The following is a 26560-nucleotide window of genomic DNA, read 5'->3' on the forward strand; positions in this document are numbered from 1 at the left end:
ACGATCACGGCGCCGGGAAGAGTTCCGGGAAGAGTTCTGGAAGGAGCCGGTGGGCGTCGGCGCGCGCCGGGGCCAGTGCCTCGGCGGGCGCCGACGACGCCGGCCAGCGCAGCGTCACACCGATGTCGGCCCAACCGCCGACGGTGGCAAGGAACTTGTCCAGCGCCGGGTTGGACAGCCCGAGGGACTGGAGCGGCGCGATGTGCCGGGCGAAGAATTCACCGATGCGCCGCTCCACGTCTCGGGCGGCGGCCGGATCGGTCGTCATCAGCCGGTACCAGGCCGCCGCGCCGCGAGGCGACAGGGCCGCGATGTTGGAATAACTGCCGTGCGCGCCGCGCGCCAGCCCGGACGCGAGCAGATGGCCGGGCACGAAGACCGACAGGTGGGGTACGGCGTCCGCCATGGCCGCGTACCAGGCGTCGTCGCCGCCGGCCATCTTGACGCCGACGAGCTGCGGGACCTCGGCGGCCACCCGCGCGAGGAGGGTCGGCGGCACCTGCGTCTTGGCGTGCGGCGGGTTGTAGAGCACCAACGACACGCCGCCGGCGGTCTCGGACGCACCGGCCAGGAAGCGCACCACCTCGTCGCCGTTCAAAGGCACCCAGTCCGGCAGAATCACCTGAAGGGCACCCGGCCGCAGCGCTGCCGCGCGCCGGACGCGGTCGAGCATCACGGGCGCCGCCGGATACGAGGCACCGATCTGGTACGGCAGCCCTGCCGCCTCGCACCGCCCGGCCAGCATCGCGTTCACCCGGTCGAACTCGGCTTCGTCGAGGGTGTGGAACTCGCCCGCGGTGCCGTGGGCGTAGATGCCGTCGACGCCGCTGACCAGCAGTACGTCGAGCTGGTCCGCCAGCCGGTCCCAACTGATGTCGCCCCGGCCTTCGACGGGGAGCAGGAGCGTTCCCCACACTCCGGTGATCTCGTCCGCGGCCAATGGCTTCATGGATTGCCCCCTCCGGACGGGGACCGCACGCACGATCGCCCGTATCGCATGCCTCCCTCCCTACCCACCGTGGAGGGTTTACGCCTCCTCTTACGGTTGCGCCTACTCGTGCGGTTACGCCTCCTCGTCCGCGCCCCCGGCCGCGGGCAGCCGTTCGCGGATCTCGTCCATGACCGAGGAGTCGGTGAGCGTGGTCACGTCGCCGAGCGCGCGGTGTTCGGCGATGTCCCGCAGCAGGCGCCGCATGATCTTCCCGGAGCGGGTCTTGGGCAGTTCGGCGACGACGAGGATCTGCCGGGGCCGGGCGATCGGCCCGATCTCCGTGGCGACATGCCCGCGCAACTCACCGGCAAGCTCTCCCGGTCCGCCGGACCGCGTCCCCTCGGCGTCGTCGCCGCGCAGGATGACGAAGGCCACGATGCCCTGCCCGGTCGTCGGGTCGGCGGCGCCGACCACGGCGGCCTCCGCGACCAGCGGGTGGGAGACGAGAGCGGACTCGACCTCGGTGGTGGAGATGCGGTGACCGGACACGTTCATGACGTCGTCGACCCGGCCGAGGAGCCAGATGTCACCGTCCTCGTCCTTCTTCGCGCCGTCCCCGGCGAAGTACATCCCGGGGAACCGGGACCAGTACGTGTCGACATAGCGCTGGTCGTCGCCCCAGATGCTGCGCAGCATCGCCGGCCAGGGATCGGTGAGCACCAGATAGCCACCGGAGCCGTCGGGCACCGGCTTGCCCGCGTCGTCCACGACGTCGGCCCGGACACCGGGCAGCGGACCCAGCGCCGATCCGGGCTTGCAGACGCTCACACCCGGCAAGGGGCTGATCAGTTGGGCGCCGGTCTCCGTCTGCCACCAGGTGTCCACCACGGGGCAGCGGTCGCCTCCGATGTGGTGCCGGTACCAGATCCACGCCTCGGGGTTGATGGGCTCGCCGACCGAGCCGAGGAGCCGCAGCGAGGTGAGATCGAACGCCTCGGGGACGGCTCCGCCCCACTTCATGAACGTGCGGATGGCGGTCGGCGCGCAGTAGAGGATCGTCACGCCGTACTTCTCGACGATCTCCCACCAGCGGCCCCGGTGCGGGGTATCCGGCGTCCCCTCGTAGAGGACCGAGGTGACGCCGTTGGCCAGTGGCCCGTAGACGATGTACGAGTGGCCGGTCACCCAGCCGATGTCGGCCGCCGTCCAGAACACGTCGCGCTCCGGCTTGACGTCGAACACCGCCCACTGTGTCCACGCCACCTGGGTCAGATAGCCACCCGTGGTGTGCAGGATGCCTTTCGGGCGGGCCGTGGTGCCGGAGGTGTACATGATGTACAGCGGGTGTTCGCTGTCGAACGCCTGGGCCTCGTGCTCCGGCGGCTCCCCGGCCACCAGATCGTGCCACCAGACGTCGCGGCCCTCCGTCCAGCCGACCTCCCCTCCCGTCCGCCGGACCACCAGCACGCTGCGTACGTCGGGGCATGCGCGCAGCGCCTCGTCCACGGCGGGCTTCAGCGGGGCGGCGGCGCCTTTGCGGTAGCCGCCGTCCGCGGTGATCACCACGCGGGCGTCGCAGTCGAGGATCCGGCCGCGCAGCGCCTCTGCCGAGAAGCCGCCGAAGACCACGGTGTGCGGGGCGCCGATGCGGGCGCACGCCAGCATCGCCACCACCGTCTCCGGGATCATCGGCATGTAGATGGCCACCCGGTCGCCGGGCCGGACGCCCAGTGTCTCCAGCGCGTTGGCGGCCCGGCAGACCTCGTCCTTCAGCTCGGCGTAGGTGAGCGTGCGGGTGTCGCCCGGCTCGCCCTCCCAGTGGAACGCGACCCGCTCACCCCGGCCAGCCAGCACGTGCCGGTCGAGGCAGTTGTACGCGGCGTTGAGCCGTCCGCCGGTGAACCAGCGGTAGAACGGGGCGCGGCTCAGGTCAAGGACCTCGTTCCACGGCTGCTCCCAGTCCAGCCGGGCCGCCTGGGCGGCCCAGAAGGCGAGACGGTCGGCGTCGGCCCTTTCGTAGTCCGCCGCGGTGGCGTTCGCCTCGGCGGCCAGTGCGGGAGGTGGTGGGAAGCGCCGTTCCTCCCGCAGCAGGTTGGAGAGTGTCTCACCGCCGGTGTCGGTCATGTGTGTGCTCCGGCGACCGGGCCGCCGTGGTGGTGGCCGCGGTGGGGCAGCAGGTGCTTGCCGACGTTCGGGAAGACCGGTACGACGGATCGCCGATAGGTGGCGTTGGTGACCCCGGCGAACGACGCGTACCAGGCACACACCGCTGTCACCAGGCCGAGCCAGCCCCCGGCCTTCGTGACGTCGGCCGACTGGGCGAAGGCGCCGATGCACAGGACGATGAAGGTCGCCGACAGGGTGACGAGCACGGCCAGGATGGCTCCCGTGGTCCGCGTCGCAGCGACGGTCATGTAGACCGTGAAGATCGCCCACACCAGCAGGAACAGGCCGGTCGCCTGATGCGCGGTGGACAGCGGCAGGCTGCCCGCGACGAACCTGGCGTAGGCGGCGTACGCCAGCCAGAAGGCGGCGTAGGAGCAGAAGGCGGTGGCGCCGAAGGTGTTGCCCTTGCGGAACTCCCACATGCCGGCGAGCAGTTGCGCAAGGCCGCCGTAGAAGAGAGCCATCGGAAGGACGACGGTGCTGAGCCTCGGGTCGGTGATGAGGCCGGCGTTGAAGACGCTGAGAACGAAGGTGGTGGCGGCGAAGGCGGCGAGACCGAGCGGGCCGGGATCGGCGATGGTGGGGCCAGGCGGGGTCGAGCCAGGCGGGGTGGGGCCGGGGGTGGTGGAGCCGGGGGTGGTGGCTGTGGTGCTCATCTGCGCTTCCTCCTGTGATCTGAATCACATGGATGCGTTATCCATTGTAAGGAGCACATACGTAAGAAGCACCTGTTACCTGTGGAGGGTGGCGGGGAGCGGACGGGGAGTGACGGGGAGCGTGAATCCGCAGGTCACAGGGGGTACGCATGGGGTATACAGGGGGTACGAAACCGCCGTCGCTGGTCCGGGATCCGGGCACGGGGTTCACGCCGAGGGGGCGGCGGGACGGGCCGTCGGTGGTGGGGGCGGTACCCGCTCCTGCGGGTCGTGCCGATCGCGCCAGGCGAGGCAGTCCGCCAGCCGGGCCATGACCCAGGGGTCGTCGGCGAGTTCCGTGGGGAGTCGCGGTGAAGTAGGCCCGGGACAGCCGGGGCGGCGCGTCGAAGTCCATGCCGCGGACCATCAGCCCGACGAGGACGGTCGATCGAAGGTCGACGCGGCGCGGTTCGGGCCGATCCGGCCGGCGCGCCAGGACATCCATCGCCGCCCGGATGTCGGCGGGCGGTTCGGTTCCCCAGTCGGGGACCGGTTCCCGCATACCCTGCTCGGGAGGACCGCCCTGGGGACGCTGCCGTACGCCCTGCCCGGTGTTCTCTCGGATGAACGCCGCGAGCAGCCCCACCACGGTGTTGTGGTCTCCGGGCGACTCCGCCATGACATGTTCCAGGCCGTAGACGGCCCCCAACCGTTCCGCGAGCTTGTCCGAGGCCAACTGCCCGGCCGCCGCCCTGAAGCGCTCCGTCACCTGACCACGCCGGGAGAGGGCGTAGGTACGGGCCGTGAACACGAGCCCGATCAGCACGGACATACCGGCCATCGCGGCCAGCACTGTCTGACGCACGGCGTTCAGCGCGTCCGCCTGCTCCTTCCCGTGCAGCGAACGGACCGAGTCCCCCGCGAGGAGCCACGACAACGGCCCCAGCACGAGAAGGAGGATCCCGAGGGCCGCGAGGACTCCGACCACCGAAGCGAGGGCGACACGATGACGACGTATCCAGCTCCGCGAACGACGTATCCGGCTCCGAACGGCGTTCCGCACACCCCGACTTGACACCATGCGAGGCATCCCACCGCATACGGGCAGTGTTCCGCCAGCGCGAACGCCTCGTGACGGGGGTGCTGCCCCGGCCATTCGGCTTCGGGGGGCGCGCGGGTAAGGTGGCGCTCTTCGGCGGTGCGAGCCGCCGGAGTCCTCGAAGGCTATGCCCATGACGCACCTTGCCCGGACCCTCGCACGACAGCGTCTCGACGCCGCGCTGGACGACCTCGCCTCGGTATTCCGTGGCATGACGGCCCACCCCGACGAGGACAACTGCGAGTGCCACTGGGGCAGCGCGGAAGATCTCGCGCTGCTCAAGACGCCGGACGTGGAGCTGGACTCGGACCTCCTGCATCGCACCTGGCAGGCCACCGACTGGACGTACAAGGGAGCTGTGCTCCGCCGGATCCTGCCGCAGTTCGCCACGGCCCTCACCGCCGGCCGCATCGAGCCGCTCTGCGGCATGATGGAGGAGGTCGGACGCACCTTCCACCGTGCCGACTGGCAGCAGTGGCCGACCGAACAGGCCACGGCGGTAAGCGAGTTCCTGCGTGCCTGGTGGGCGCACACCCTCACCGACCCGGCACCCGCCGTACCCGCGTACCAGGTCCTCGCCCTCACCACCGAGGCATCCGGCACTCTCAGCACCTGGCTCCACACCTGGGAGATCCGGACCGACCACACGGCCGACCAGCACCTCACCGAAGCCGCGACCCAATGGGAGTACGACCTTCTCGGAGACCAACTCCCGTGGGACACCTGGCACAACGGGGAAGCCCTGCGCACCGAGCTGACGGCATGGCTGGTGCGCCACGCCCCCGACCGGCTCCGGGCGCACGGCGCACCCGACGAACTGCTCCACCGCATACGCCTCCTCGGCGTCACCGGCCCCGACCGCTGGTACGACCCGCACTGGCCGGGACACCGTTACTGAACTCCGGCTACTGAACCCCGGCCACTGGACCCCTGCCGATCGCGGGATGGAGGTACGGGCGTCAGGCCCTGGTCAGGCAGAAGGGGTGTCCGGCAGGGTCGGTGAGGACCCTCCAGCGGTCTCCGCCCGGTTGATGCTCCGGCTTGTTCGCGCCCAGCGCCAGGAGCAGCGCCTCGGCTTCGTCCAGGTCGTCGACCTCGAAGTCGAGGTGGAACTGCTGCGGCACGGTCTGGTCGGGCCATTGCGGGGCCCGGTAGTCGGCGACCCGCTGGAAGCCGATCACGAGCCCGTCCTCGCGGGTGACGCCGGCGAAGTCCGCGTTGGATTTGGGGTGCGGCTCAAATCCGGTGGCCTGGCGGTAGAACGCCGCCAGCGCCTCGGGATCGGCACAGTCGAGTGCGACCGCCGTGAGCTTCATCTGCAAGGGCATGGCAACTCCGTGACCGCCGTCAGGCTGTGGATACGAACCGTGTACGGCCTCACACCGTAATGACCGACTCTGCGCCTCGCGAGCCGATTCATGGCAGCGCCGGGCGCGACTCCGTCGACATGTCGGCTGCCTTCCCGCGCCTCACTCACCGCCGATTTGAGCCCCCGTCCGGGGCGACGGCGTCCGCCGAGGCGTAGAGGAATTCGAGTAGCTTCCGGTGTGCGTCGCCGCCGGCGCCGGCCGCCGCCGCGTCGTGCTGCCGCGTCTCCGTCGCGTTGTCGATCGCGTGCAGCCAGTCCAACACCGTCGTGAAGTAAGGAACCAGCGCACCACTCGCCGCTTGAGCCGCATGCGCCATCTGGTCAGGTCCTTCCACATGGACCACGCTCAGGAGCCGGTCGGGCGAACGCTGGAGCGTGCGTGCTTCGTTCCAGAGGCGGCGGGCGGCTTGACGGCGCTCTTCGCGTTCGTCCGGTGGGTCGTGCGCCGCGATACCCCCGAGTTTGACGGCGGCTTCGCTGAGCGTTCCGTATTCCAGGTGCCAGCCGTCGGCGAAAGCGACGTAGGCCGCTTTGCGTGATTCGCGAAGGGAGTTGGCCCGGTCGGCCGCTATCTGGAGGCGGGCTTGACCCATCAGCGCCGACGTCTGTATCTCGGCCAGCCTCTCCGCCTTCCTCCCGGCGATCCACGCCGATGCGGTGGCACCACATGCCCCGACGGCGGCGCCGATCACACCGCCGAGGAGTCCCGCGAGTCCTGGGTCCATGGCGGCGATTCTGGCCGGTGGTGATCAGCCTCCGCCAGGGCGGCTCGGAACTTCGCCACCGCTCACCCCCTCTCAGCCGTACTCAGCAGCCGTACTCAGCGGCCGTGCTGGACGTTCGCGAGCCGACGCTCGCGGGTGTGGCGGTTCTCCGGGATCGGCAGGCCGAGGTTGCCGCGCAGGGTGTCGGCCTCGTACTCGGTGCGGAACAGACCGCGCTTCTGCAGGAGCGGCACCACACCGTCGACGAACAGGCCGAGGTCGTCGTTGTTCCGGAAGGCGAGGTTGATGCCGTCCAGGGTGCCCGCGTCGAACCACCGCTGGATGGTGTCGGCGACGGTCTCCGGCGCCCCGACGAAGGGCGAGCGGCGGAACGCGTTGACCGAGTCGGCGACCTGACGCAGGGTGAGATTCTCGGCCCTGGCCCGCTCGATGATCTTCGTAGCGCCCGTCCGGCCGCCCTTCTCCGCGAGGTGGGCGACGTCCGGGAAGGGCGCGTCCAGGTCGTGGCCGCTGAAGTCGTAGGCGCCGAAGGAGCGGCCCAGGAGCGCGAGGTTGCGCGCGAAGTCGTCGTCCTCCTCGAAGATCTCCCGCTCGCGGCGCCTGGCGGCCTCGTCGGTCGCGCCGACGATCGGGTCACCGTGGATGAAGACCTTGATGTGGTCGGGGTCGCGCCCGTAGGACGCGGTGCGGGTCTTGATGTCGGCGTAGTACTCCCGCGCCTGCTCCAGGGTGCCGCCCGGCGCGTAGATGCCCTCGGCGACCCGCGCGGCGAGGTCGCGACCCTCGGCGGAGACCCCGGCCTGGAAGATGACCGGCTGCCCCTGGGGTGAGCGGGAGATGTTGAGCGGCCCCGCGACCCTGAAGTGCTCGCCGACATGGTCGAGCGCGTGCAGCCCGGCCGGGTCGAGGAAGACGTTCCGCTCCACGTCGGCCGGGAAGGCGTCGTCCTCGTAGGAGTCCCACAGACCCTGCGCGACCTGCACGGACTCAAGAGCGCGGGCGTAGCGGGTCACGTAGTCGAGGTGCTCGTCCAGGCCGTAGTTCCTGGCCGTGCCCGTGTCGAAGCTGGTGACCACGTTCCAGCCGGCCCGCCCACCGCTGATGTGGTCGAGCGAGGCGAATCTGCGGGCGAGGTTGAAGGGCGAGTTGTACGTCGAACTCGCCGTGCCGACCAGGCCGATGTGCCGGGTGTGGGTGGCGACCGCCGACAACAGGGTCAGTGGCTCAAGCCGGTTGAGATAGTGCGCGGGATAGGTGGCGTTGATGAACTGGCTGTCGACGATGAAGAGGGCGTCGAAGAGCGCGTGTTCGGCCGCCTGGGCCTGCTGGATGTAGTACTGGACGTCGACGCTCGCGTTCTTCGCCACGCGCGGGTCCTTCCACAGACCGTGCTGACCGGGACCGCCGACTCCGTACGGATGCAGGGCGAGATGGATCTTGCGCGACATGACAGGTCTTCTCCGTGGTTCGCTGATCCGGAGGTGACACAGGCGCGGGATGGGCCGGACGGCGGGCAGTGGGTGTGCTGCCGGCAGGCGTCGGGCGGCGTCTGTGATCGGGGACGGGGCGCGATCAGCGACAGAGGGCGCTGGCGGTGCGCCGCAGGTCGACGTAGCGGCACACCACGCCGGGGTGCGTCGTGAGCATGCCCATCATCCTGGCGGCAGCCGTCAGCCACTGTCAATGGATACCCGTGGGTGTCTTATGGGGGTGGAACGGTCCGCCCGCACACCGAAGGCGCGGAGACCGAAGGCGCGGAGACCGAAGGCGCGGACACCGGCGTCGGAAGCCGGGCCGCGCCAGGTCGCACGCGGGAGGGGGCGCGCGGGTGGCGATCAGGTGCCCGGCTTGCGGCCGTACACGTAGACGTCGTCGCCCTTCTTCAGGAGCGACCAGTACTTCTTGGCGTCGGCGGTACGCATGTTCACGCAGCCGTGCGAGCCGGGCGGGTTCCACATGCTGACGCCGACCGAGTGGAACGCCTGACCGCCGTCGAAGAACTGGCTGTACGGCATCGGCACGTCGTAGATGCTCGACACATGGTCGATGTGCCGCCAGTAGATCTTCTTCAGGCCGGTGCGGGTCTCGTACCCGTCACGGCCCGTGCGCACCGGCACCGGCCCGTACTTCAGCGTCTTGCCGTCCTGGATCCAGCTGATCTGAAGCGTCAGATTGACGCAGGCTATTCGCCCCTTGTTGACGGGGCACTTGCCGTCCTTGTTGGGCTTGTTGCCGACGGCCTTCTGCTTGTTCATCAGGTCCATGACGCCCCAGGTCACGGGGCCCGCGTAGCCGATGTTCGGCTTGATGCCGTGCTTGTTCTGGAATGCCTGGATCGCCTTGCAGTCGGCCGAGGACTGCTTGCCGTCGACCGGGACGGGCGAGGAACTTCTCGACCTGCTTCTGGTGCGAGCCGGTCTGCGTGGTGCACGACGCGGCACTGGCCGGAGCCGCCCCCAGCGCCAGCGTCAGCGGAGCCACCAGGCCGGTGATCCCGAGAGCGACGGCGCCCCGTCTGCGTATGTCCCCCATGTGAGGCTTCTTCCTTTCACGCGTACTGCGAGGTTGCGCCCAAGTAGACGGTCCGGGCCAGCGATGCGTTGTAGCGGAGGAACCCCTGTCGCAGATCCCGGACAGCCGTGACAATTCCGCGACAAACACACCCCCCCGGAACGATCACGTCTTCGCCTTTCTTCTTGTACTGGTCCAGCAGTACTGGTCTAGCAGCGGGTGCGGTCCTGCGTAAGAGCGCCTTGGACGGTGGTCAGACTCCTGTCCTGGCAACCGCCGCTTCCGCTTCCGCTTCCGCTTCCGTACAGGCGGTACCGCTCGCTGGTGGTGGCGACCGCGTGCCGCTGATCGCGCGGGACGTTCGCCGTGTACGTGGCATCGCCCGCGTAGGAATCGTCGAGCCGCTGCCAGGCGACCGTCCGTCCGCCACGGGACTCCTCGACGGCCGCGCGGTCGCCGAGCGCGAGGACAGTGCGCAGCCGGTCGCCGGCGCCGAGCGTCGTGGTGCCGTCCATCGTGTACGTGCGGTCGGTGCGGATCACGCGCGCGGGGCCGCGCCCGGCCGTGGTGACGGTCTCGTCGTCCGTCCAGCGCGCGTCCAGCGCGTCCCTCGTCTCCCCGTCGGTCCAGCGGTGCACGGAGGTGTGGGTGAGCGCACGGGTCACGGTGGTGGTCACGCGGCCGTGGGAGGTGTCGACGTAGTCGGAGACGGTCAGCCGGCGATCGCCCTCGGCGTCAAGCCGGTGCTCCTGCGAACCGGGCGTGTAGGAGACGGAGTTGCCCGGGGCAATGACGCCTCCGCGCGATATCGACCCGGGCCCGTTCCGCCAGTACGCTCCGCCTGGGCGAGGGGGCGCTCGCCCCCCTGTACGGCCGGGCCCACGGGGAGACGGAGCGTGCGATGGACGTGACCTCGCCGGGAACGCGGGGCGATTCCGCGGCAGACCGATTCGGCCGCCCGGCACTTCTCCAGCCCTTCGCCACGGTCCCGGTCCTGGCGGTGGCCGCCGCGCTCGGCGCCGTACTCTCCGCGCTGTCGGGGCGGTACGGATTCCACCGTGACGAGCTGTACTTCCTCGCGGCGGGCGACCATCTCGACTGGGGATATGTCGACCAACCGTCACTGACCCCGCTCATTGCCCGCGCCTCCACGACCCTCTTCGGGGACGGAACGGCGGGTCTGCGCGTAGCGGCCACACTCGCCTCGATGCTGAGCGTGGTGCTCGTCGCGCTGATCGCCCGCGAACTCGGCGGCGGGCGGCGCGTCCAACTCTGCGCGGCCGGCTTCGCGGCGGTCGGTGCGCAACTGCTCGCCGTCGGCCACATGGTGTCGACGGCCACCTTCGACTTCCTCGCCTGGCTGCTCATCAGCTGGCTGATGCTGCGCCTGCTGCGCACGGGCGACGGCCGCTGGTGGATCGCGCTCGGCGCGGCCGTCGGAGTGGGCGTCCAGAACAAGTACCTGGTGGTGCTGCTCGTCGCCGTACTCCTCGCGGGCGTACTCGCGGTGGGGCCGAGGCGGGTGCTGCGCAGCGGGTGGCTCGCGGCCGGGATCGTGCTCGCGCTGGCGCTCGCCCTGCCCAATCTGTGGTGGCAGGCCGACCACGGCTGGCCTCAACTCACGGTCGCCGACGGGATCAGCACCGACGACGGCACCGAGAACCGCCTCCTGTTCGTACCGCAGCAACTCATCTATCTCTCGCCCGCGTTCGCCCCCGTGTGGATCGCCGGCTGGCTACGGCTGTGCCGCGACCCCGCGCTGCGCTGGGCCCGCACCTTCGCTGTGGCGTACCCGCTGCTGTGCGTGCTGGTGGTCGCGGCGGGCGGCAAGGGTTATTACGCGGCGCCACTGCTGACCGTGCTGTTGGCGGCGGGCTGCGAGCCGCTGCTCTTGTGGGTGCGGGGCGTGCGTGGGCGCGGGCGTGGGCGTGGGCGTGGGCGTGGCAACGGCATTGGGGGTGGGGGTGGCGGTGGGGGTGGACGTAACCGTGTCCGGAATGTGCGGTTCGCGACCGCTCTCTTCGTGATCGCCGCGATCAACGCCCTGGTGACGCTGCCCGTTCTGCCGCCCAGCGCGCTGGCGGTACCGATGGCGATGAACAAGGAGCAGGGCGAGCAGGTGGGTTGGCCGACTCTGGTGGACGCGGTGCGGGACGGCTGGGCGGAGATTCCGGAGGACGCTCGCACGCGTGCGGTCGTTCTGGCGCAGAACTACGGGGAGGCGGGCGCCCTCGCTCAGTACGGTCCCGGTCGCGGTCTGCCGAAGCCGTACTCCGGCCATATGAGTTTCGCCGACTGGGGGCCGCCGCCGGACTCCGCCGACGGGCCCGTGCTCCTTGTCGCCCAGAGCGGAGGCGAGGGCCTACTCTCGCGCCACTTCACCGACTGCCACGAGGTCGGCCGTGTGGACAACGGGTACGGCATCGAAAACGAGGAACAGGGCGCCGTGGTGCTGCTGTGCGCGGGGGCGACGGAGCGGTGGTCGGTTCTGTGGCCTTCGCTGCGGCGCTATTACTGAGCGGCATCGCGGAGCGGCATCGCGGCCGATCGGCGGTCGGGCCGCGCCCGTCACGCCTTGAGGCCGGCCTTGTCCCCCATCACCACGACCGGGTGCTGCTCCGGGTCCAAGGTGCGCAGCAGATACTCCATCCCCGACTTCGACAGGCTCACGCAGCCGGACGTACCGCTGCCGTGGTCCATGTGCAGCCAGATACTCCCGCCCTTCGACTGGCCCTGTGGGCGCGTCGGGTCGTTGGGCGATGTGCCCTTGACGCGGTTGTAGTCGATCGCGATCACGTAGTCGAAGTCGTGCCAGTGCGACTTCGCCCAGTAGTGCGGCGCCTGGAACCCCGCCGACTCCGTGTACGGAAGCGCGGCACCGGGATCGGGCAGCACTCCCCCGGCGTCCGACAACGAGAACACCCCGACCGGGCTCCGCTTGTCCCCCTCGTGATGATCGGGCGTCCAGCCCTTCTTACCGTTGTGGCCGTCCCAGCTCCGGGTCTTCTCCCAAGTGGAACCCTTCTTCGTGTACAGCACCACGGTCGCGTCGGCGGAGTCCGCGTCCTCGCCGTACACGGCGACCACCTGCCGCGCCGAGGCGGGAATCTGCTTCTGGAGCCGGTCCCCCACCTCGGGGATGCGCTTGAGGTCGGCCACCCGCGCGTCGGCGTGCTGTCCCTGCCCGGCGCCCGCGTCCCCCTTGGCCGAGCTGCCGTCGCCCGAACTCCCGCATGCCGCGAGCGACGTCAACAGGACACCACAGGCCGCAGCAACGACCCCCGTTCGTACCGCACCGGCTATCCGCATGCGCTCCATCGTCGCACCAGCCCCCTCCTGTCCTGCGCCGCCCCCGCGCCACCACACCCGACGCGGGCCGAATCTTTGCCGTCCCACAGAAAACCGTTTGCCTGAAGGGCGGCCGGAACGCGAACCTTTCACGGTTTGCTCCGCCGGGTTGTTGTCCGCTTCTCGGCCTGTCTCACCGTTTTGCCCGCTTCTTGTCTTGGGGGCCCTGGATGTCCTGGGGGTCTTGGGGGCCCTCCCCCCTCCCCCTCCCACCCCACCCCCTCCCCGCCGCCCCTCCCCTTCTCCAGAACATCTTCCGAGCCCTGGGACACCATGCAGATTCGAGACCTTCCGTACGCCGACCCCGGTGTGCCCGACGCACGCTCGGGCTCCCGGTTCCTGCTCTGGCTCGGCCGGAACCAGCTCGGCGGTCAGCTCAAGGCCCTCTCCTGGGGCCTCCTTCACTTCATGGCGGTGGCCGCCCTTCCGTACGCCGTCGGCTATGCCGTGCAGTCCGTCGTCGACCGTTCCGGCTCACGCCTCGCCGTCGCGGGTGGGCTCATCGCGCTGCTCGGGCTGGCGATCGCGCTCGGCGACACGATGCTGCACCGCACCGCGATCACCAACTGGGTCACCGCTGCCGCACGCGTCCAGCAGCTTCTGGCCCGCAAGACCGCTCTGCTCGGCTCGGCACTCACCCGCCGGGTCGCCGCCGGCGAGGTCGTGGCCGTGTCCACGGGGGACGTCGAGAAGATCGGCTGGTTCGTGGAGGCGCTGTCCCGGTTCGCCGCCGCCGCGCTCACGGTCGTCTTCGTCTGTGTCGGTCTGGTCCTCTACGAGCCCTCCCTCGGGGTCATCGTGGCGGTCGGGATCCCGGTACTGGCCCTCGCGGTGCTGCCGCTGCTGCCGCGGGCGACCCGGCGTGCCGATGTGCAGCGTGAGAAGGCCGGGCGTGCGACCGAGCTGGCGTCGGACACCGTCGCCGGTCTGCGGGTGCTGCGGGGTATCGGCGGCGAGGATCTGTTCCTCGACCGGTACCGCCGCGCCTCGCAGGAGGTCCGCAGGGCGGCTGTGCGCAGCGCCCGTATGTGGGCTCTGATCGCCGCCCTCCAGGTACTGCTTCCGGGACTGCTGCTGATCGTGGTCGTGTGGCGCGGTGTACGGCTGGCGCAGGACGGCGGGATCTCGGTGGGAGCCCTGGTCACCGTGTACGGCGCCGTCACCATGCTGAGTTTTCCGTTGCGGCACTTCGAGGAGATCGCCATGGCGTACTCCTTCTCGCGTCCGTCGGCGAAACGCGCGGCACGGGTGTTGTCCCTGGAACGGACCGTGGACTCGGACGGGTCGCGCACGGCGCGGGTGCCCTCGGGTGATCTGTACGACCCGGCGACCGGGCTGCTCGCCCGCGGCGGCTCCTTCACCGCGGTGGTGTGCGGGGATCCGGACGCGGCGGGCCGGCTCGCGGAACGTCTGGGTGGCCATGCCACGGTCGCCGGGGACGTGCCGTCCGCGCTGGTCGGTGGGGTGCCGTTGGACGACCTTCCGCTCGACACGGCCCGCACCGCCGTGCTGGTGCAGGACAAGGACCCTGTGCTGTTGTCAGGGACGCTCCGCGAGCTGCTGGACGTCCCGGCGTCGGGCGCCGTACCGGCCCGGCGGGCGTTGGAGGCCGCGCAGTGCGCCGATGTCCTGGACGCGCTGGCACAGGGTGCGCTCGACGTCTCCGACCCCATGGACGCGGGGATCACCGAGCGGGGCCGCTCCCTGTCGGGCGGCCAGCGCCAGCGGCTCGCCCTCGCGCGGTCGTTGATCACGGACCCCGGTGTGCTGGTGCTGGACGAGCCGACGTCCGCGGTGGACTCCCACACAGAGGCGCGGATCGCCGAGGGGGTGCGGTCGCTCCGGGAGGGCCGGACGACGGTGGTGTTCACCTCGTCGCCGCTGCTCCTGGATCGCGCCGACCGGGTCGTGCTCGTCCACGACGGCGAGGTCGCGGCGGCCGGAGTGCACCGCGAGCTGGTGCGGACCGAGCCCCGGTACCGCGCCGTCGTGACACGGGAGACGGACGACGAGGCCGCGCTTCGTGCCCTCAAGTCCGGATCTCCGGACGAGCTGCCGGAATCCGGGCGGTCCGGCGAACTCCGTGGCCGACCGGCCGCGAACACCTGGGAAGAGCTGGCAGAGATCGAGGAGAAGGCATGATCGGCGTAGCGCCCCCGGCCTACGACCCCGCGGCCCCGACGACGGCGAACACGCTGCCGGTCGGCGCCCCCGCGACAGTGCGGGCCTACGTGGGCGAGCTGTTCCGGCGCCACCGCCGGGCCTTCCTTCTCCTCGTCACCGTCAACGCGGTCGCGGTCGTCGCCTCGATGGCGGGCCCCTACCTGCTCGGCTCCCTCGTCGAGGACGTCTCGGACGGCGCCGGCGCCCTGCGTGACCTGCATCTGGAGCGGTCCGTGGCGCTGTTCGCGGTCGCTCTGGTCGTGCAGGCGATCTTCGTACGGGAGGTGCGGCTGCGCGGGGCGATGCTCGGTGAACGGATGCTGGCCGATCTGCGTGAGGACTTCCTCGTGCGCTCCGTGGGTCTGCCTCCGGGAGTGTTGGAGCGTGCCGGTACGGGTGATCTGCTGTCCCGTATCACCACGGACATCGACCGGCTGGCGAACGCCATGCGCGAGGCGGTGCCGCAGTTGGCCATCGGGGTGGTGTGGGTGGCGCTGCTTCTCGGTGGGCTCGCCGTGACCGCTCCGCCGCTGGCTCCCGCCGTGCTGATCGCGGTGCCGCTCCTCGTGGTCGGCTGCCGCTGGTACTTCAAGCGGGCGCCGTCGGCCTACCGGTCCGAGGCGGCCGGGTACGCCGCCGTCGCCGGTGCGCTGGCCGAGACGGTGGACGCGGGCCGGACCGTCGAGTCGCACCGGCTCGGTGCGCGGCGGGTGGACCTGTCGGACCGGCGGATCACGGAGTGGACGGCCTGGGAGCGCTACACGCTGTGGCTGCGGTCGGTGCTGTTCCCCGTCATCAATCTCACGCATGTCACGGTGCTGTGTTCGGTGCTCATGGTCGGTGGCGTCTTCGTGCTCCAGGGCTGGATCACGATCGGTCAGCTGACGACGGGTGCCCTCCTGGCGCAGATGCTGGTGGATCCGGTCGGGTTGATCCTGCGCTGGTACGACGAGTTGCAGGTGGCCCAGGTTTCGCTGGCGCGGCTGGTGGGTGTGCGGGACATCGAGCCGGAACAGGGCGATCCTTCGGTGTCGCCGGACGGCCGTACCGTGCGGGCGGACGACGTCCACTTCGGGTATCGCGCCGGCGTCGACGTGCTGCGGGAGGTGTCGCTGAAGGTCGAGCCGGGCACGCGGATGGCGTTGGTGGGACCGTCCGGTGCGGGGAAGTCCACGCTCGGGCGTCTGATGGCCGGGATCTACGCGCCGAGGGACGGTGTGATCACCCTGGGCGGTGCGGAGCTGTCCCGGATGCCGGCGGAGCGGGTGCGCTCGCATGTGGCGCTGGTCAATCAGGAGCACCACGTGTTCGTGGGGTCCCTGCGGGACAATCTTCTGCTGGCGCGTACCGGCGCCGACGACGCCGAGCTGTGGGCGGCGCTCGTCGCGGTCGACGCGGACGGTTGGGCTCGGGCCCTCGACGACGGCCTGGACACGGAGGTCGGCTCGGGCGGGGTGGCGCTCACTCCGGCGCAGGCGCAGCAGATCGCGCTGGCCCGGCTGGTCCTGGCCGATCCGCACACGCTGGTCCTCGACGAGGCGACCTCGCTGCTCGACCCTCGGGCGGCCCGGCATCTGGAGCGGTCGTTGGCCCGGGTCCTGGACGGGCGGACCGTGGTGGCCATCGCCCACCGCCTGCACACCGCGCATGACGCGGATGTGATCGCGGTGGTCGAGAGCGGTCGGATCACCGAGCTGGGCAGCCATGAGGAGCTGGTCACGGCGGACGGCGCCTACGCGGCGCTGTGGCGGTCCTGGCACGGGTAGTCCCGGTACGGCTGGTTCCGGTACGGCTGGTTCCCGTACGGCTGGTTCCGGTACGACGGATCCAGGCACCGGTACGACCGGTCCACACACCGTGACGGGCGCGGGCGGCGCCGGCGGCGTGAGCTGCGTCAGATGTAGTTCAGCGCCGCCGCGCAGCCCACTCCGCCGAGCAGCATGAACACCGGCATGAGCACCTTCAGCTCGACCCAGCTGCCGGCCCGGAACCGCATGAACTTCGGCGGGCCCAGCGGGTACCACCGCTTGCGTCCTATGGGAATGGGCCACAGGATCGGGCAGCCCGACACCGTCAGGGCGTCGCCGATGTCGTGGACGAGTGCGCCGAGGACGATCGGCAGGCCCAGCCAGAGGTACTCCTGGCCCGGTGCCGTGAACAGCCAGTCCGCGCCGTTGCCCGGTTTGCTCAGGATGTCCGCAAGGATCCAGGCGCTGGTTCCCGCAAGGAGCCACACCAGGATGTCCGTGGATCCACGCGCCGCTCGCCACAGGAGACCTTCGATGGCGAGCACCATGTGCACGAAGAGGATGCCGAGCACCGCCCAGCGTCCGCCGGTGATCGCCAGGACCGAGGTGCCGCCGCCTATCAGCACCGCCCACAGCCACGTATGGGTGAGCGTCCGGTGCCCACCGGAGCGCCGTGGGTCGCCCTGCTTTCGGGTGGCCTTGTAGACGGCGTAGGAGAGTTTGTCGACGATCTCGCACAGGCCCCGCGAGACAGGGCCGAAGGCCCGCGAGATGGTGGCCGCTTTGTGGTCGAGGTCCGGAGCCAGTGCGGCTCCCGCACAGATCAGGGCTCCGACCAGCAGAACCGGCCATGGCATGGTGTGTCCGGCCGCTGCCGCCGCCGCTCCCACCCCCAGCCAGGCCGCCGCTCCTGACAGTGAGTGTGCCGGTCCCATCATGGTTGTGCCCCGCCCCATTCCTCTTGCCTGAACGCCCCGTTGTCCGCGTGATCAGTTCACGCGCCGTCCCCGTAGTCCGGATGTGCTGACGCCCTGTTGGCGCATCAGCGTAGCGTTCGTGATCTTCGTACGGGCGTCCGATTCCCGGATCGGGTCGGAAGACAGGCAAGATGGGGTGGTGACCCTTATCGATCAGCTGCCCCGGACCGCCGACCCCGACGCCCTCTACGAAGCATTCGAGTCGTGGGCGGAGGAGCGTGGTCTCACCCTCTATCCCCACCAGGAAGAGGCTCTGATCGAGGCTGTCTCGGGTGCCAACGTGATCGTGTCGACGCCGACCGGGTCGGGCAAGAGCATGATCGCCGCGGGGGCGCACTTCGCGGCTCTGGCCCGTGACGAGGTCACGTTCTACACGGCGCCGATCAAGGCGCTGGTCTCGGAGAAGTTCTTCGAGCTGTGCAAGCTCTTCGGTACGGAGAACGTGGGCATGCTGACCGGCGACGCCTCGGTCAACTCCGACGCTCCCGTCATCTGCTGCACTGCCGAGGTCCTCGCCTCGATCGCGCTGCGCGACGGCAAGCACGCCGACATCGGCCAGGTCGTCATGGACGAGTTCCACTTCTACGCCGAGGGCGACCGGGGCTGGGCCTGGCAGATTCCGATCCTGGAGCTGCCGCAGGCGCAGTTCATCCTCATGTCGGCGACCCTCGGCGACGTGTCGATGTTCGAGAAGGACCTCACCCGGCGTACGGGGCGTCCGACCGCCGTGGTCCGCTCCGCGACCCGCCCGGTGCCGCTGTCGTACGAGTACCGCCAGACGCCTCTCACGGAGACGCTGACCGAGCTGCTGGAGACCAAGCAGGCGCCCGTCTACATCGTTCACTTCACGCAGGCCCAGGCCGTGGAGCGGGCTCAGGCGCTGATGAGCATCAACATGTGCTCGCGGGCGGAGAAGGACCAGATCGCCGAGCTGATCGGCAATTTCCGCTTCACCACCAAGTTCGGCCGGAATCTGTCCCGTTACGTGCGGCACGGCATCGGTGTGCATCACGCGGGGATGCTGCCGAAGTACCGGCGGCTCGTGGAGAAGCTCGCGCAGGCGGGTCTGCTGAAGGTCATCTGCGGCACCGACACGCTGGGCGTCGGCGTCAACGTCCCCATCCGCACCGTCCTGTTCACCGCGCTGACGAAGTACGACGGCAACCGGGTGCGGGTGCTGCGCGCGCGGGAGTTCCACCAGATCGCGGGCCGCGCCGGACGGGCCGGCTTCGACACCGCGGGTTTCGTCGTGGCGCAGGCTCCCGAGCATGTCGTGGAGAACGAGAAGGCTCTCGCCAAGGCGGGCGACGACCCCAAGAAGCGTCGCAAGGTGGTGCGCAAGAAGGCGCCGGAAGGGTTTGTCGGCTGGACCGAGGGCACGTTCGACAAGCTGATCGCTTCCGATCCCGAACCGCTCACCTCGCGTTTCCGTGTCACGCACACCATGCTCCTTTCGGTGATCGCCCGGCCGGGCAACGCCTTCGACGCGATGCGTCATCTCCTTGAGGACAATCACGAGCCGCGCAAGCAGCAGCTGCGGCACATCCGCCGTGCCATCGCGATCTACCGGTCGCTGCTCGACGGCGGCATCGTCGAGAAACTCGACACGCCGGACGCCGACGGCCGCATCGTGCGGCTGACGGTCGATCTGCAGCAGGACTTCGCCCTCAACCAGCCGCTGTCGACGTTCGCGCTCGCCGCGTTCGAACTCCTCGACCCGGAGTCCCCCTCCTACGCCCTCGACATGGTGTCCGTCGTGGAGTCCACGCTGGACGATCCACGGCAGATCCTCGCCGCCCAGCAGAACAAGGCGCGGGGCGAGGCCGTCGCGGCGATGAAGGCGGACGGCATCGAGTACGAGGAGCGGATGGAGCGGCTCCAGGACGTGTCGTACCCGAAGCCCCTGGAAGAGCTGCTGTTCGGCGCGTACAACACCTACCGGCACAGCCATCCGTGGGTCGGCGACCATCCGCTGTCGCCGAAGTCCGTGATCCGCGACATGTACGAACGGGCCATGTCCTTCACCGAGTTCGTGTCCTTCTACGAACTCGCCCGCACCGAGGGCATCGTGCTGCGCTACCTCGCCAGTGCCTACAAGGCGCTGGACCACACCGTCCCCGACGACCTCAAGTCGGAGGACCTGGAGGATCTGATCGCCTGGCTCGGCGAGATGGTCCGGCAGGTCGACTCCAGCCTCTTGGACGAGTGGGAACAGCTCGCGAACCCGGAGGTGATGACCGCCGAGGAGGCCCAGGAGCGAGCCGACCAGGTCAAGCCGGTCACCTCCAACGCCCGCGCCTTCCGCGTCCTCGTCCGCAACGCGATGTTCCGCCGTGTCGAACTCGCCGCCCTCGACAATGTCGACGAACTCGGCGAGATGGACGCCGATGCCGGTTGGGACGCGGACGCCTGGGGCGAGGCGATGGACAAGTACTGGGACGAGTACGACGACCTCGGTACCGGTCCCGACGCGCGCGGCCCCAAGCTCCTGATGATCGAGGAGGACCGGGACAGCGCCCTGTGGCGGGTCCGTCAGGCCTTCGCCGACCCGAACGGCGATCACGACTGGGGCATCAGTGCCGAGATCGACCTGGTCGCATCGGACGCCGAGGGGCGCGCAGTCGTACGCGTCACCGACGTCGGACAGCTGTGACACGACGCCGGGCCGCAGGTCCGGCAGGCAGTACCGGTTTCCTTCGGTGGGTGGATGTGGGAGTGAACGTGGGAGTGGACGACGCATGACGAATCCGGCTGAGTGGCTTGTCGACCTGCTCGACCTGGAGCAGATCGAGGTCAACATCTTCCGTGGCCGCAGCCCGCACGAGTCGCTGCAACGGGTGTTCGGCGGGCAGGTCGCGGGACAGGCCCTGGTCGCTGCGGGCCGCACCACGGACGGCGACCGGCCCGTGCACTCGCTGCACGCGTACTTCCTGCGCCCGGGGCGGCCGGGCATGCCGATCGTGTACCAGGTCGAACGGGTCCGCGACGGGCGGTCCTTCACCACACGCCGGGTCACCGCCGTGCAGCAGGGACGCACGATCTTCAATCTCACCGCCTCCTTTCACAAGCCTGAGGAAGGAACGTTCGAACACCAACTCCCGCCCGCCCGCGACGTTCCGGGGCCGGAGGAGCTGCCGACGATCTCCGAGGAGATCAGGGAACATCTCGGTGCGCTCCCGGAGCAGTACGAGCGGATCGCCCGGCGTCAGCCCTTCGACATCCGGTATGTGGACCGGCTGAGGTGGACGCCCGAAGAGGTCGAGCACGCCGAGCCGCGCAGCGCGGTGTGGATGCGTGCCGTCGGCCCTCTGGGCGACGATCCGCTGGTCCACACCTGCGCGTTGACGTATGCGAGCGACATGACCCTGCTGGATGCCGTCCGTATCCCTGTCGAGCCGCTCTGGGGTCCCCGGGGGTTCGACATGGCGTCCTTGGACCATGCGATGTGGTTCCACCGGCCGTTCCGCGCGGACGAGTGGTTCCTCTACGACCAGGAGTCACCGATCGCCACGGGCGGCCGGGGACTGGCCCGCGGCCGGATCTATGACCGGGACGGGCGTCTGCTGGTCTCGGTCGTGCAGGAGGGGCTGTTCCGCAAGCTGGGCACCTGACCGCCGGAACATCTGACCCCGCCCATCCACACTCCTGGGCCGGCCGTTCAGCCACTGTGCCCGGCCCGGCTTCAGGCTCCTCTGCGGCGAAGCCACTTCAGCAGGGTCCGCGTCGGCTTCGGGTCCCCCGTCGCCGGGGTGGACGCCTCGGGGCAGGCCACGGCACCGACGGCTGTTGAGGTCACCGCCACCGCCATGCCGGGGGCGGTATGTCCTGTACCGGTCGGCACCTGCTCGGCGTCCTTCTGCCGAGCCTCGGCGAGGCAGAGGCCAAGGCTCACTTGCAGCCAGGCGATCTCGTCCTCGTCGTCCGCCGTCATGATCCTTTCCACGATCTGTGCGGTGGGCGCATTCGGGTTGCCCTTGCTGAGGCGGGGCGGTCCGAGGCGGGTGAGGCGGGCCCGTTCTCCGGGGTCCCGCACGGTCTCCGTGATCCGGTCCGAAGGGAGGAGCGATGCGGTGACGGCGGCACGCTCCCAGGGGTCCTCGGTCTGCCGCAGCAGACTGCCCAGGTACCGGAAGCGCCAGTTGCGGGCGCGCAGATCCGTGCCCGTGTCGAGCTGGGAGCGGAAGTGCTCCGGAGTCCGCCCGGTGAGCAGCGTATGGCTGTCGCCCTTGGCGGCGAACTCGTGGAGGTCTTCGGCGAGATAGAGCCACACGACCGCCCGGTAGCGGTTGAGGTAGAACTTCACCGGCCTCAGGAGTCCCAGCCTGGCGAGCTTCGTGAAGCGGGCCGAGGTGATGCCCAGCAGTTCGGCGCCCTCTTTGGTGCCCACGGCCTTGACGCTCTCGCGCAGAGTGTGAGGGAACCCTGCGGCGGAGCGCACCCGGTCCAGTTCCGCCTGCGCGACACGCCGATGGCCTCCGGAGCCGTCGGGAACGGTGCGGATGCGGCCCAGTTGTACCGCGAGGTCGAAATCGATGCGTGCGAGACCGAGTTCCCGGGCAGCGCGGCTCTGCGCGACCGTCGGCGGGCTCGACGGGATCCGCCGCCCTTCGGCGGTCGGGGCACCGGGTCCCGAGGCGGTCGCCGGAGCCGGCCCCGAGGCGGTCGCGGGCGTGGATTGAGCGATGGTCCTGCTGGTCATGTCGGTTCTCCCCCGTGAGCTGTGATCGTTCTCGGGAAAACCGTAGCTCGGATACCGGATCTCGTGGGGAGCCTGTGGATAACTCCGTCGGCATCCACATTTCCGCAGGTCAGCGATGCAAGAAAGAAATTGGGTCGTGTGAGGACCCGAGGTCGTGGGCGCCGCTCAGTCGTCCGCGGTGGGGGCGCGCTCGGGTTGGCGGGCGTTCACGCCGAGGTGTTCGCCGACGCGGTTGACGAGCAGGGTCATCTCGTAGGCGACCTGGCCGATGTCCGCCTCGGCGGTGCTCAGGACGCACAGGCAACTGCCGTCGCCGGCGGCGGTCACGAAGAGGACCGCGTCATCGAACTCGATCATGGTCTGGCGGACCCGGCCCGCCCCGAAGTGGCGCCCCGATCCCTTCGCCAGACTGTGCAGACCCGATGCCACCGCGGCCAGGTGCTCGGCGTCCTCCCGGTCGAGCGCGGTACTCGCCCCCGTCACCAGCCCGTCGTTGGACAGGACGAGTGCGTGCCGTACATGTTCGACGCGCTGGGTCAGGTCGTCCAGCAGCCAGCTCAGCCCCGTGCTCTGTGCCATGTCCCGTTCTCCCCGCTCCCTGATGTCCCCCGATCGGCGCCTCCTGGCTGGGGGACGCGTCCCGCAAGCCTTCACCACCCTTGGCGTCCCGGCAAGCAGGATGAGGGCCATGGCACACAAGATGACCGACGAGGAATGGCGGGACTTCGTCTCGCAGGGCACCCGCACCGGCAAGCTGTCGACCGTGCGCGCAGACGGGAGCCCCCACATCGCACCGATCTGGTTCGTCCTGGACGGCGACGAACTGGTGTTCAACACCGGGAAGGAGACAGTGAAGGGCCGGAACCTGGCGAGGGACGGCCGGGTGGCCCTGTGCGTGGACGACGACCGTCCGCCGTTCGCGTTCGTGACGCTCCAGGGACGTGCCGAGCTGTCCGAGGACCTGGACGACCTGCGACGGTGGGCCGCCCGGATCGGCGCGCGGTACATGGGTGAGGACCGCGCCGAGGAGTTCGCCGTCCGTAACGGGCAGCCGGGCGAACTGCTGGTCCGGATGCGGATCGAGAAGGCCGTCGCCTACGCCGGGATGACCGAGTGAGGGCCGGAATGGCCGAGTGATGACCGAGTGAAGCGCTGACGCGTCCACCGCCCGGCCCGCCACGTTCAGAACGGTGTGGGGACCGCCCCGTCAGTGTGAGGGATCATGCGAGACATGAGCGATGACCACGCACATGTACGGGAGTTCTTCACGGCGCGCGCAGCCGACTGGGACACCCGATTCCCCGACGACGAGCCTGCGTACCGGGCAGCCGCCGCGGAGTTGGGTCTGCGGCCCGGCGACCGCGTGATCGACGCCGGGTGCGGCACGGGTCGGGCCCTCCCGGCGTTGCGCGCCGCCGTGGGCCCCTCGGGGGTCGTCCTGGGTGCCGACCTCACTCCGGCGATGCTGGACGCCGCCGTACGGGCCGGCAGGGGCGCTCACGGCCTGTTGCTGCTCGCGGATGTCGCACGACTCCCGCTGCGCACGGCATCCCTGGACGCCGTGTTCGCGGCCGGACTCATCGCCCATCTGCCGCGCCCCGCCGACAATCTGCGCGAGTTGCGGAGGGTCGTGCGGCCCGGAGGGCGGCTCGCGCTGTTCCATCCGATCGGCCGGGCGGCGCTCGCGGCCCGTCAGGGCCGTCAGATCACGGCTGACGACCTGCGCGCCGAGTCCCGGCTGGGCCCCCTGCTCGCGGAGTCCGGCTGGGACATGACCTCGTACGTCGACGAGGACGCCCGGTTCCTGGCGCTGGCGGTCCGCCACGACGGCCCCGACGCCAGTCGGCCGATCTCCCCCGGCCTCCCCAGCCTCGCCCGACCGGAAATGCGGCCCGCCGAGGCCCGGCAAGTACCGGGCGCGGGCGTAGGCACGGCACATCACGGCAAGTTCCCTCTTCTGCCACCGCGACTTCAACTCTAGGTTGAGCGCAGGGAGATGAACACGTCCTCATGGGGACGGCACGACCAAGAGGGGTGGCACGTATGTTCGGCAGAATCCGCAAGCTCTGGCCCACGGACACGTCAGGGGCGGGGAGGACACCCACGCCGAATCTCTTCGAAGCCGCCGCGACCTATGTGGCGGCGTCCGCCGCCGACGACCAGGAGACGGTCGACGAGGCGCGGACCTGGGTGTCCCCGGAAGCGCTCTCCTTCGGCGTGAGTGAACTCGCGACCCGGGCCGTCATCGCCCTCGCGCGCGAACGCGACGAATCGCCGGAGACGGTTGCGCGTACCCTCCTCGGCCTGCCCGCTGCCTGATGTCCGTATGGGTCGGATCCGGGCAGACGAGCGCCTGACGGACCGTGACCCCTGTCGCGGCGGCGTACGCCAGTCGCTCACGGACCTCGCGGGGCGTGCGCGGCCGGTAGCCGGGACCGCATCCGCAACAGTCCTGCCGGAAGCGGATTCCCGCGGTGAGGACGACTCCCAGAGCCCGCCAGGCGGCGATGTCACGGCTTTTGGGCACGGCGAGCGCCGTACCCGCGTCGAGCAACTCTCCGCCGCACCGGGGACAGATGTCGACACGCTCGCGCGTGTAGTCCTTCGCCTTCTTGAAGGAGACGCGGCACGGCAGACAGACGAAGTGCGTGCGGGACCTGGACATGACAGGGATGGTAGGTCCGCGACGGCCCGTTCTGCGAGCGAAATTGCTGCTCATTCGCCCTCGACTAGCACTTCTACGCCTGGTTAAGGTGCGCCGATGGACGACGCGATGGGGAGGCTGGGATGGCCGGGACGGACGACGGCGCCGTCGCCGCCGAGGATGACGCGCTGTATGTGCTGACCGCGGTGCTGCTGACGCCCGCACAGTTTCCGAGCGTGCTGGGTGACGACTACCCGGAGGCGTGCGCGGCGCTGGAGTTGGCGCCGCTCGCCGACGGGTACGGCTTGGTACTCGGCCAGGACGGTTCCGGCGCACGGTGGACGGTCGTGGTGGACGACGTGTCCCTGGTCGCCGTCGCCATCGCCTCCTGGGACTGCGGTATGGAGTACGACCTGTCGCCGGACGAGCGTACGGTCGTGGCCGCCCTGCCAGGCTGGCCGCTGGCACTCGCCGTTGCCGCCCCCGGACTGCCCGCGCCCCACGACCCGGCCCCCGGCGAGGAGACCGGTGACCGGCCGCCGCTCGCGCCACCGGACACGAGCTCCTGGGGCGCCGCGCAGCGGCGGCTCGGTGCCGACGAGATAGCGCTCCAGTGGGCCGCCTGGCGGGCGCAGGTCGACGACGCCGACTTCGCGACCGACAGCACCGCGAGTCCGGCTGCCGCCGGTGACACCGACACTTCCTACCCTGCGGACGGGAACAAGGACGACGCAGGCGTGCGCAAGAGCGACGGTCAGGACGACGGCGGTGGCGACGAGGCCTCGGACGGCCGGAAGCCCCCCAGTGGGATCCGTCGCGCGCTCGCAGAGGTTCGCGCCTATGTGGACACGCCCCCACCGCTCGGCCGGGTACGGTCCTCGTTCGCCTCCGGTAAGGCCCGGACACTGCGCGCCGACGGCCCGGGATGGTCGATCGTCGCCAGGACCGACGACATCGCCTTCGTGCTCCTCGACGAGAAACCCGGTGAGGTGCTTCCGGTCGGGCGCGGCGCGGAGCTGCCGGCGCTCCTGGAGGCCCTGGACAAGATGGCCGTACGACCCGCCTGACCCCCACGCCTCTGTGGCCCGGCCCGCGCGCTCGCACGGACGCACGCACTCACCACGCGTCCCCGCACGCCCCTGTCCGCCGCTACGAGCAGGAAAAGGGCTCGCGGGCCCGTCGGGGGGGTGGGCAGGCCCGCGAGCGACTGAGGGCCGCCCCGAAATGTGCGCGGGGCGGCCTGGTGGCCGGTCCGGGACACCGCCGGGACCGGCCCGGGTGGCTCAGCGGCCGATTTCCTTGCGGGTCACGCGGCGCAGTCTGCGCCGCTGTGAGGGGTCCAGCGTGAGGTATGCCGCCGTCGGCACACCGAGCACGATCAGGAGGGCGGCCCACCAAGGCAGCCAGATCAGCAGGATGAGCCCGGCCGCCACACCCCCTGCGGCGATCTTCGCGTTCCTCGACATGTGTGTCGCCTCCTTCGCGGCTTCAGCCGCTCTCTGTACTGAGGAACGGTACGGCCCTCCGTCCAGTTCCAGGCCGCGA

General features: G+C 70.2%; 20 protein-coding genes and 3 pseudogenes. 10 read left to right on the forward strand and 13 right to left on the reverse strand.

The genetic code is table 11. The features are described from left to right. Nucleotides 1–4 precede the first annotated feature (4 nt). The 3 genes from ACIQNU_RS19235 to ACIQNU_RS19245 all read right to left on the reverse strand — a co-directional run bounded on the left by ACIQNU_RS19235 (nucleotide 5) and on the right by ACIQNU_RS19245 (nucleotide 3753). Entirely contained in the window at nucleotides 5–949 is a 945-nt protein-coding gene (locus tag ACIQNU_RS19235; RefSeq protein ID WP_401367543.1) for a dihydrodipicolinate synthase family protein, read from the reverse strand. Nucleotides 950–1063: 114 nt separating this feature from the next. Then, nucleotides 1064–3055, reverse strand: a complete 1992-nt coding sequence (gene acs, locus ACIQNU_RS19240) for an acetate--CoA ligase (protein ID WP_401367546.1) — start codon at nucleotides 3053–3055, stop codon at nucleotides 1064–1066. Then, a complete protein-coding gene (locus ACIQNU_RS19245; protein WP_401367549.1) occupies nucleotides 3052–3753 on the reverse strand; it encodes an acetate uptake transporter in 702 nt (233 codons plus the stop codon). Before ACIQNU_RS19245 ends, acs begins: the two co-directional genes overlap by 4 nt. 1211 nt (nucleotides 3754–4964) lie before the next feature. Between ACIQNU_RS19245 and ACIQNU_RS19250 the strand changes: the two genes are divergently transcribed. Further along, nucleotides 4965–5729: a hypothetical protein gene (locus ACIQNU_RS19250; RefSeq protein WP_401367552.1), complete on the forward strand. Its 765-nt coding sequence runs from the start codon at nucleotides 4965–4967 to the stop codon at nucleotides 5727–5729. A gap of 61 nt (nucleotides 5730–5790) precedes the next feature. On the opposite strand, the gene ACIQNU_RS19255 is transcribed toward ACIQNU_RS19250, so the two are convergent. The 5 genes and pseudogenes from ACIQNU_RS19255 to ACIQNU_RS19275 all read right to left on the reverse strand — a co-directional run. Then, entirely contained in the window at nucleotides 5791–6159 is a 369-nt protein-coding gene (locus ACIQNU_RS19255; RefSeq protein ID WP_401367555.1) for a VOC family protein, read from the reverse strand. Nucleotides 6160–6304: 145 nt separating this feature from the next. Next, nucleotides 6305–6925: a hypothetical protein gene (locus ACIQNU_RS19260; RefSeq protein ID WP_401367558.1), complete on the reverse strand. Its 621-nt coding sequence runs from the start codon at nucleotides 6923–6925 to the stop codon at nucleotides 6305–6307. 95 nt (nucleotides 6926–7020) lie between these two features. Beyond that, nucleotides 7021–8373: an NtaA/DmoA family FMN-dependent monooxygenase gene (locus ACIQNU_RS19265; RefSeq protein WP_401367561.1), complete on the reverse strand. Its 1353-nt coding sequence runs from the start codon at nucleotides 8371–8373 to the stop codon at nucleotides 7021–7023. 387 nt (nucleotides 8374–8760) lie between these two features. Beyond that, a pseudogene (locus tag ACIQNU_RS19270) lies at nucleotides 8761–9457 on the reverse strand (L,D-transpeptidase family protein). A gap of 188 nt (nucleotides 9458–9645) precedes the next feature. Continuing rightward, nucleotides 9646–10215, reverse strand: a pseudogene (locus tag ACIQNU_RS19275) (peptide-N4-asparagine amidase); the annotation flags it as partial. Between the two features lie 122 nt (nucleotides 10216–10337). On the opposite strand from ACIQNU_RS19275, the gene ACIQNU_RS19280 reads away from it, so the two are divergent. Continuing rightward, nucleotides 10338–11954: a glycosyltransferase family 39 protein gene (locus tag ACIQNU_RS19280; protein ID WP_401367564.1), complete on the forward strand. Its 1617-nt coding sequence runs from the start codon at nucleotides 10338–10340 to the stop codon at nucleotides 11952–11954. A 50-nt stretch (nucleotides 11955–12004) separates the two neighbouring features. On the opposite strand, the gene ACIQNU_RS19285 is transcribed toward ACIQNU_RS19280, so the two are convergent. Beyond that, nucleotides 12005–12745, reverse strand: a complete 741-nt coding sequence (locus ACIQNU_RS19285) for a L,D-transpeptidase family protein (protein WP_401367567.1) — start codon at nucleotides 12743–12745, stop codon at nucleotides 12005–12007. Between the two features lie 312 nt (nucleotides 12746–13057). Here ACIQNU_RS19285 and ACIQNU_RS19290 point away from each other — a divergent pair, with 312 nt between their 5' ends. After that, complete coding sequence (locus ACIQNU_RS19290) at nucleotides 13058–14926, forward strand: ABC transporter transmembrane domain-containing protein (protein WP_401367570.1); 1869 nt, start codon at nucleotides 13058–13060, stop codon at nucleotides 14924–14926. Then, a complete protein-coding gene (locus tag ACIQNU_RS19295) occupies nucleotides 14923–16713 on the forward strand; it encodes an ABC transporter ATP-binding protein (protein WP_401367572.1) in 1791 nt (596 codons plus the stop codon). The genes ACIQNU_RS19290 and ACIQNU_RS19295 overlap by 4 nt, the downstream gene beginning before the upstream one ends. 128 nt (nucleotides 16714–16841) lie before the next feature. On the opposite strand, the gene ACIQNU_RS19300 is transcribed toward ACIQNU_RS19295, so the two are convergent. Then, on the reverse strand, nucleotides 16842–17633 hold the full coding sequence (locus ACIQNU_RS19300; protein ID WP_401367574.1) for a metal-dependent hydrolase: 792 nt from the start codon (nucleotides 17631–17633) through the stop codon (nucleotides 16842–16844). A 178-nt stretch (nucleotides 17634–17811) separates the two neighbouring features. Here ACIQNU_RS19300 and ACIQNU_RS19305 point away from each other — a divergent pair, with 178 nt between their 5' ends. Together ACIQNU_RS19305 and ACIQNU_RS19310 are read left to right on the forward strand one after the other, a co-directional pair. Beyond that, entirely contained in the window at nucleotides 17812–20325 is a 2514-nt protein-coding gene (locus tag ACIQNU_RS19305) for a DEAD/DEAH box helicase (RefSeq protein WP_401367576.1), read from the forward strand. Nucleotides 20326–20410: 85 nt separating this feature from the next. After that, nucleotides 20411–21283 carry an acyl-CoA thioesterase gene (locus ACIQNU_RS19310; protein ID WP_401367579.1) on the forward strand — a complete coding sequence of 291 codons (873 nt, stop codon included), beginning with the start codon at nucleotides 20411–20413 and terminating at the stop codon, nucleotides 21281–21283. A gap of 71 nt (nucleotides 21284–21354) precedes the next feature. On the opposite strand, the gene ACIQNU_RS19315 is transcribed toward ACIQNU_RS19310, so the two are convergent. Both ACIQNU_RS19315 and ACIQNU_RS19320 read right to left on the reverse strand, forming a co-directional pair. Beyond that, the gene (locus ACIQNU_RS19315) at nucleotides 21355–22371 is read right to left on the reverse strand and encodes a DUF6397 family protein (RefSeq protein WP_401367581.1); all 1017 of its coding nucleotides are present in this window, start codon (nucleotides 22369–22371) and stop codon (nucleotides 21355–21357) included. 165 nt (nucleotides 22372–22536) lie between these two features. After that, nucleotides 22537–22950, reverse strand: a complete 414-nt coding sequence (locus ACIQNU_RS19320) for a roadblock/LC7 domain-containing protein (protein ID WP_401367583.1) — start codon at nucleotides 22948–22950, stop codon at nucleotides 22537–22539. Nucleotides 22951–23059: 109 nt separating this feature from the next. Between ACIQNU_RS19320 and ACIQNU_RS19325 the strand changes: the two genes are divergently transcribed. From ACIQNU_RS19325 to ACIQNU_RS19340, 4 genes and pseudogenes are all read left to right on the forward strand, one after another. Beyond that, nucleotides 23060–23488, forward strand: a complete 429-nt coding sequence (locus tag ACIQNU_RS19325) for a PPOX class F420-dependent oxidoreductase (RefSeq protein ID WP_401367586.1) — start codon at nucleotides 23060–23062, stop codon at nucleotides 23486–23488. A gap of 105 nt (nucleotides 23489–23593) precedes the next feature. Then, nucleotides 23594–24193: pseudogene (locus ACIQNU_RS19330) on the forward strand (class I SAM-dependent methyltransferase); the annotation flags it as partial. Nucleotides 24194–24414: 221 nt separating this feature from the next. Beyond that, nucleotides 24415–24690 carry a hypothetical protein gene (locus ACIQNU_RS19335; RefSeq protein WP_401367588.1) on the forward strand — a complete coding sequence of 92 codons (276 nt, stop codon included), beginning with the start codon at nucleotides 24415–24417 and terminating at the stop codon, nucleotides 24688–24690. A 468-nt stretch (nucleotides 24691–25158) separates the two neighbouring features. Beyond that, nucleotides 25159–26082 carry a hypothetical protein gene (locus ACIQNU_RS19340; RefSeq protein ID WP_401367591.1) on the forward strand — a complete coding sequence of 308 codons (924 nt, stop codon included), beginning with the start codon at nucleotides 25159–25161 and terminating at the stop codon, nucleotides 26080–26082. 216 nt (nucleotides 26083–26298) lie between these two features. On the opposite strand, the gene ACIQNU_RS19345 is transcribed toward ACIQNU_RS19340, so the two are convergent. After that, the gene (locus ACIQNU_RS19345; protein WP_401367594.1) at nucleotides 26299–26481 is read right to left on the reverse strand and encodes a hypothetical protein; all 183 of its coding nucleotides are present in this window, start codon (nucleotides 26479–26481) and stop codon (nucleotides 26299–26301) included. Between the last annotated feature and the right edge of the window lie 79 nt (nucleotides 26482–26560).

The sequence above is a fragment of the Streptomyces sp. NPDC091292 genome (genome assembly GCF_044757265.1).
Taxonomy (GTDB): Bacteria; Actinomycetota; Actinomycetes; order Streptomycetales; family Streptomycetaceae; genus Streptomyces.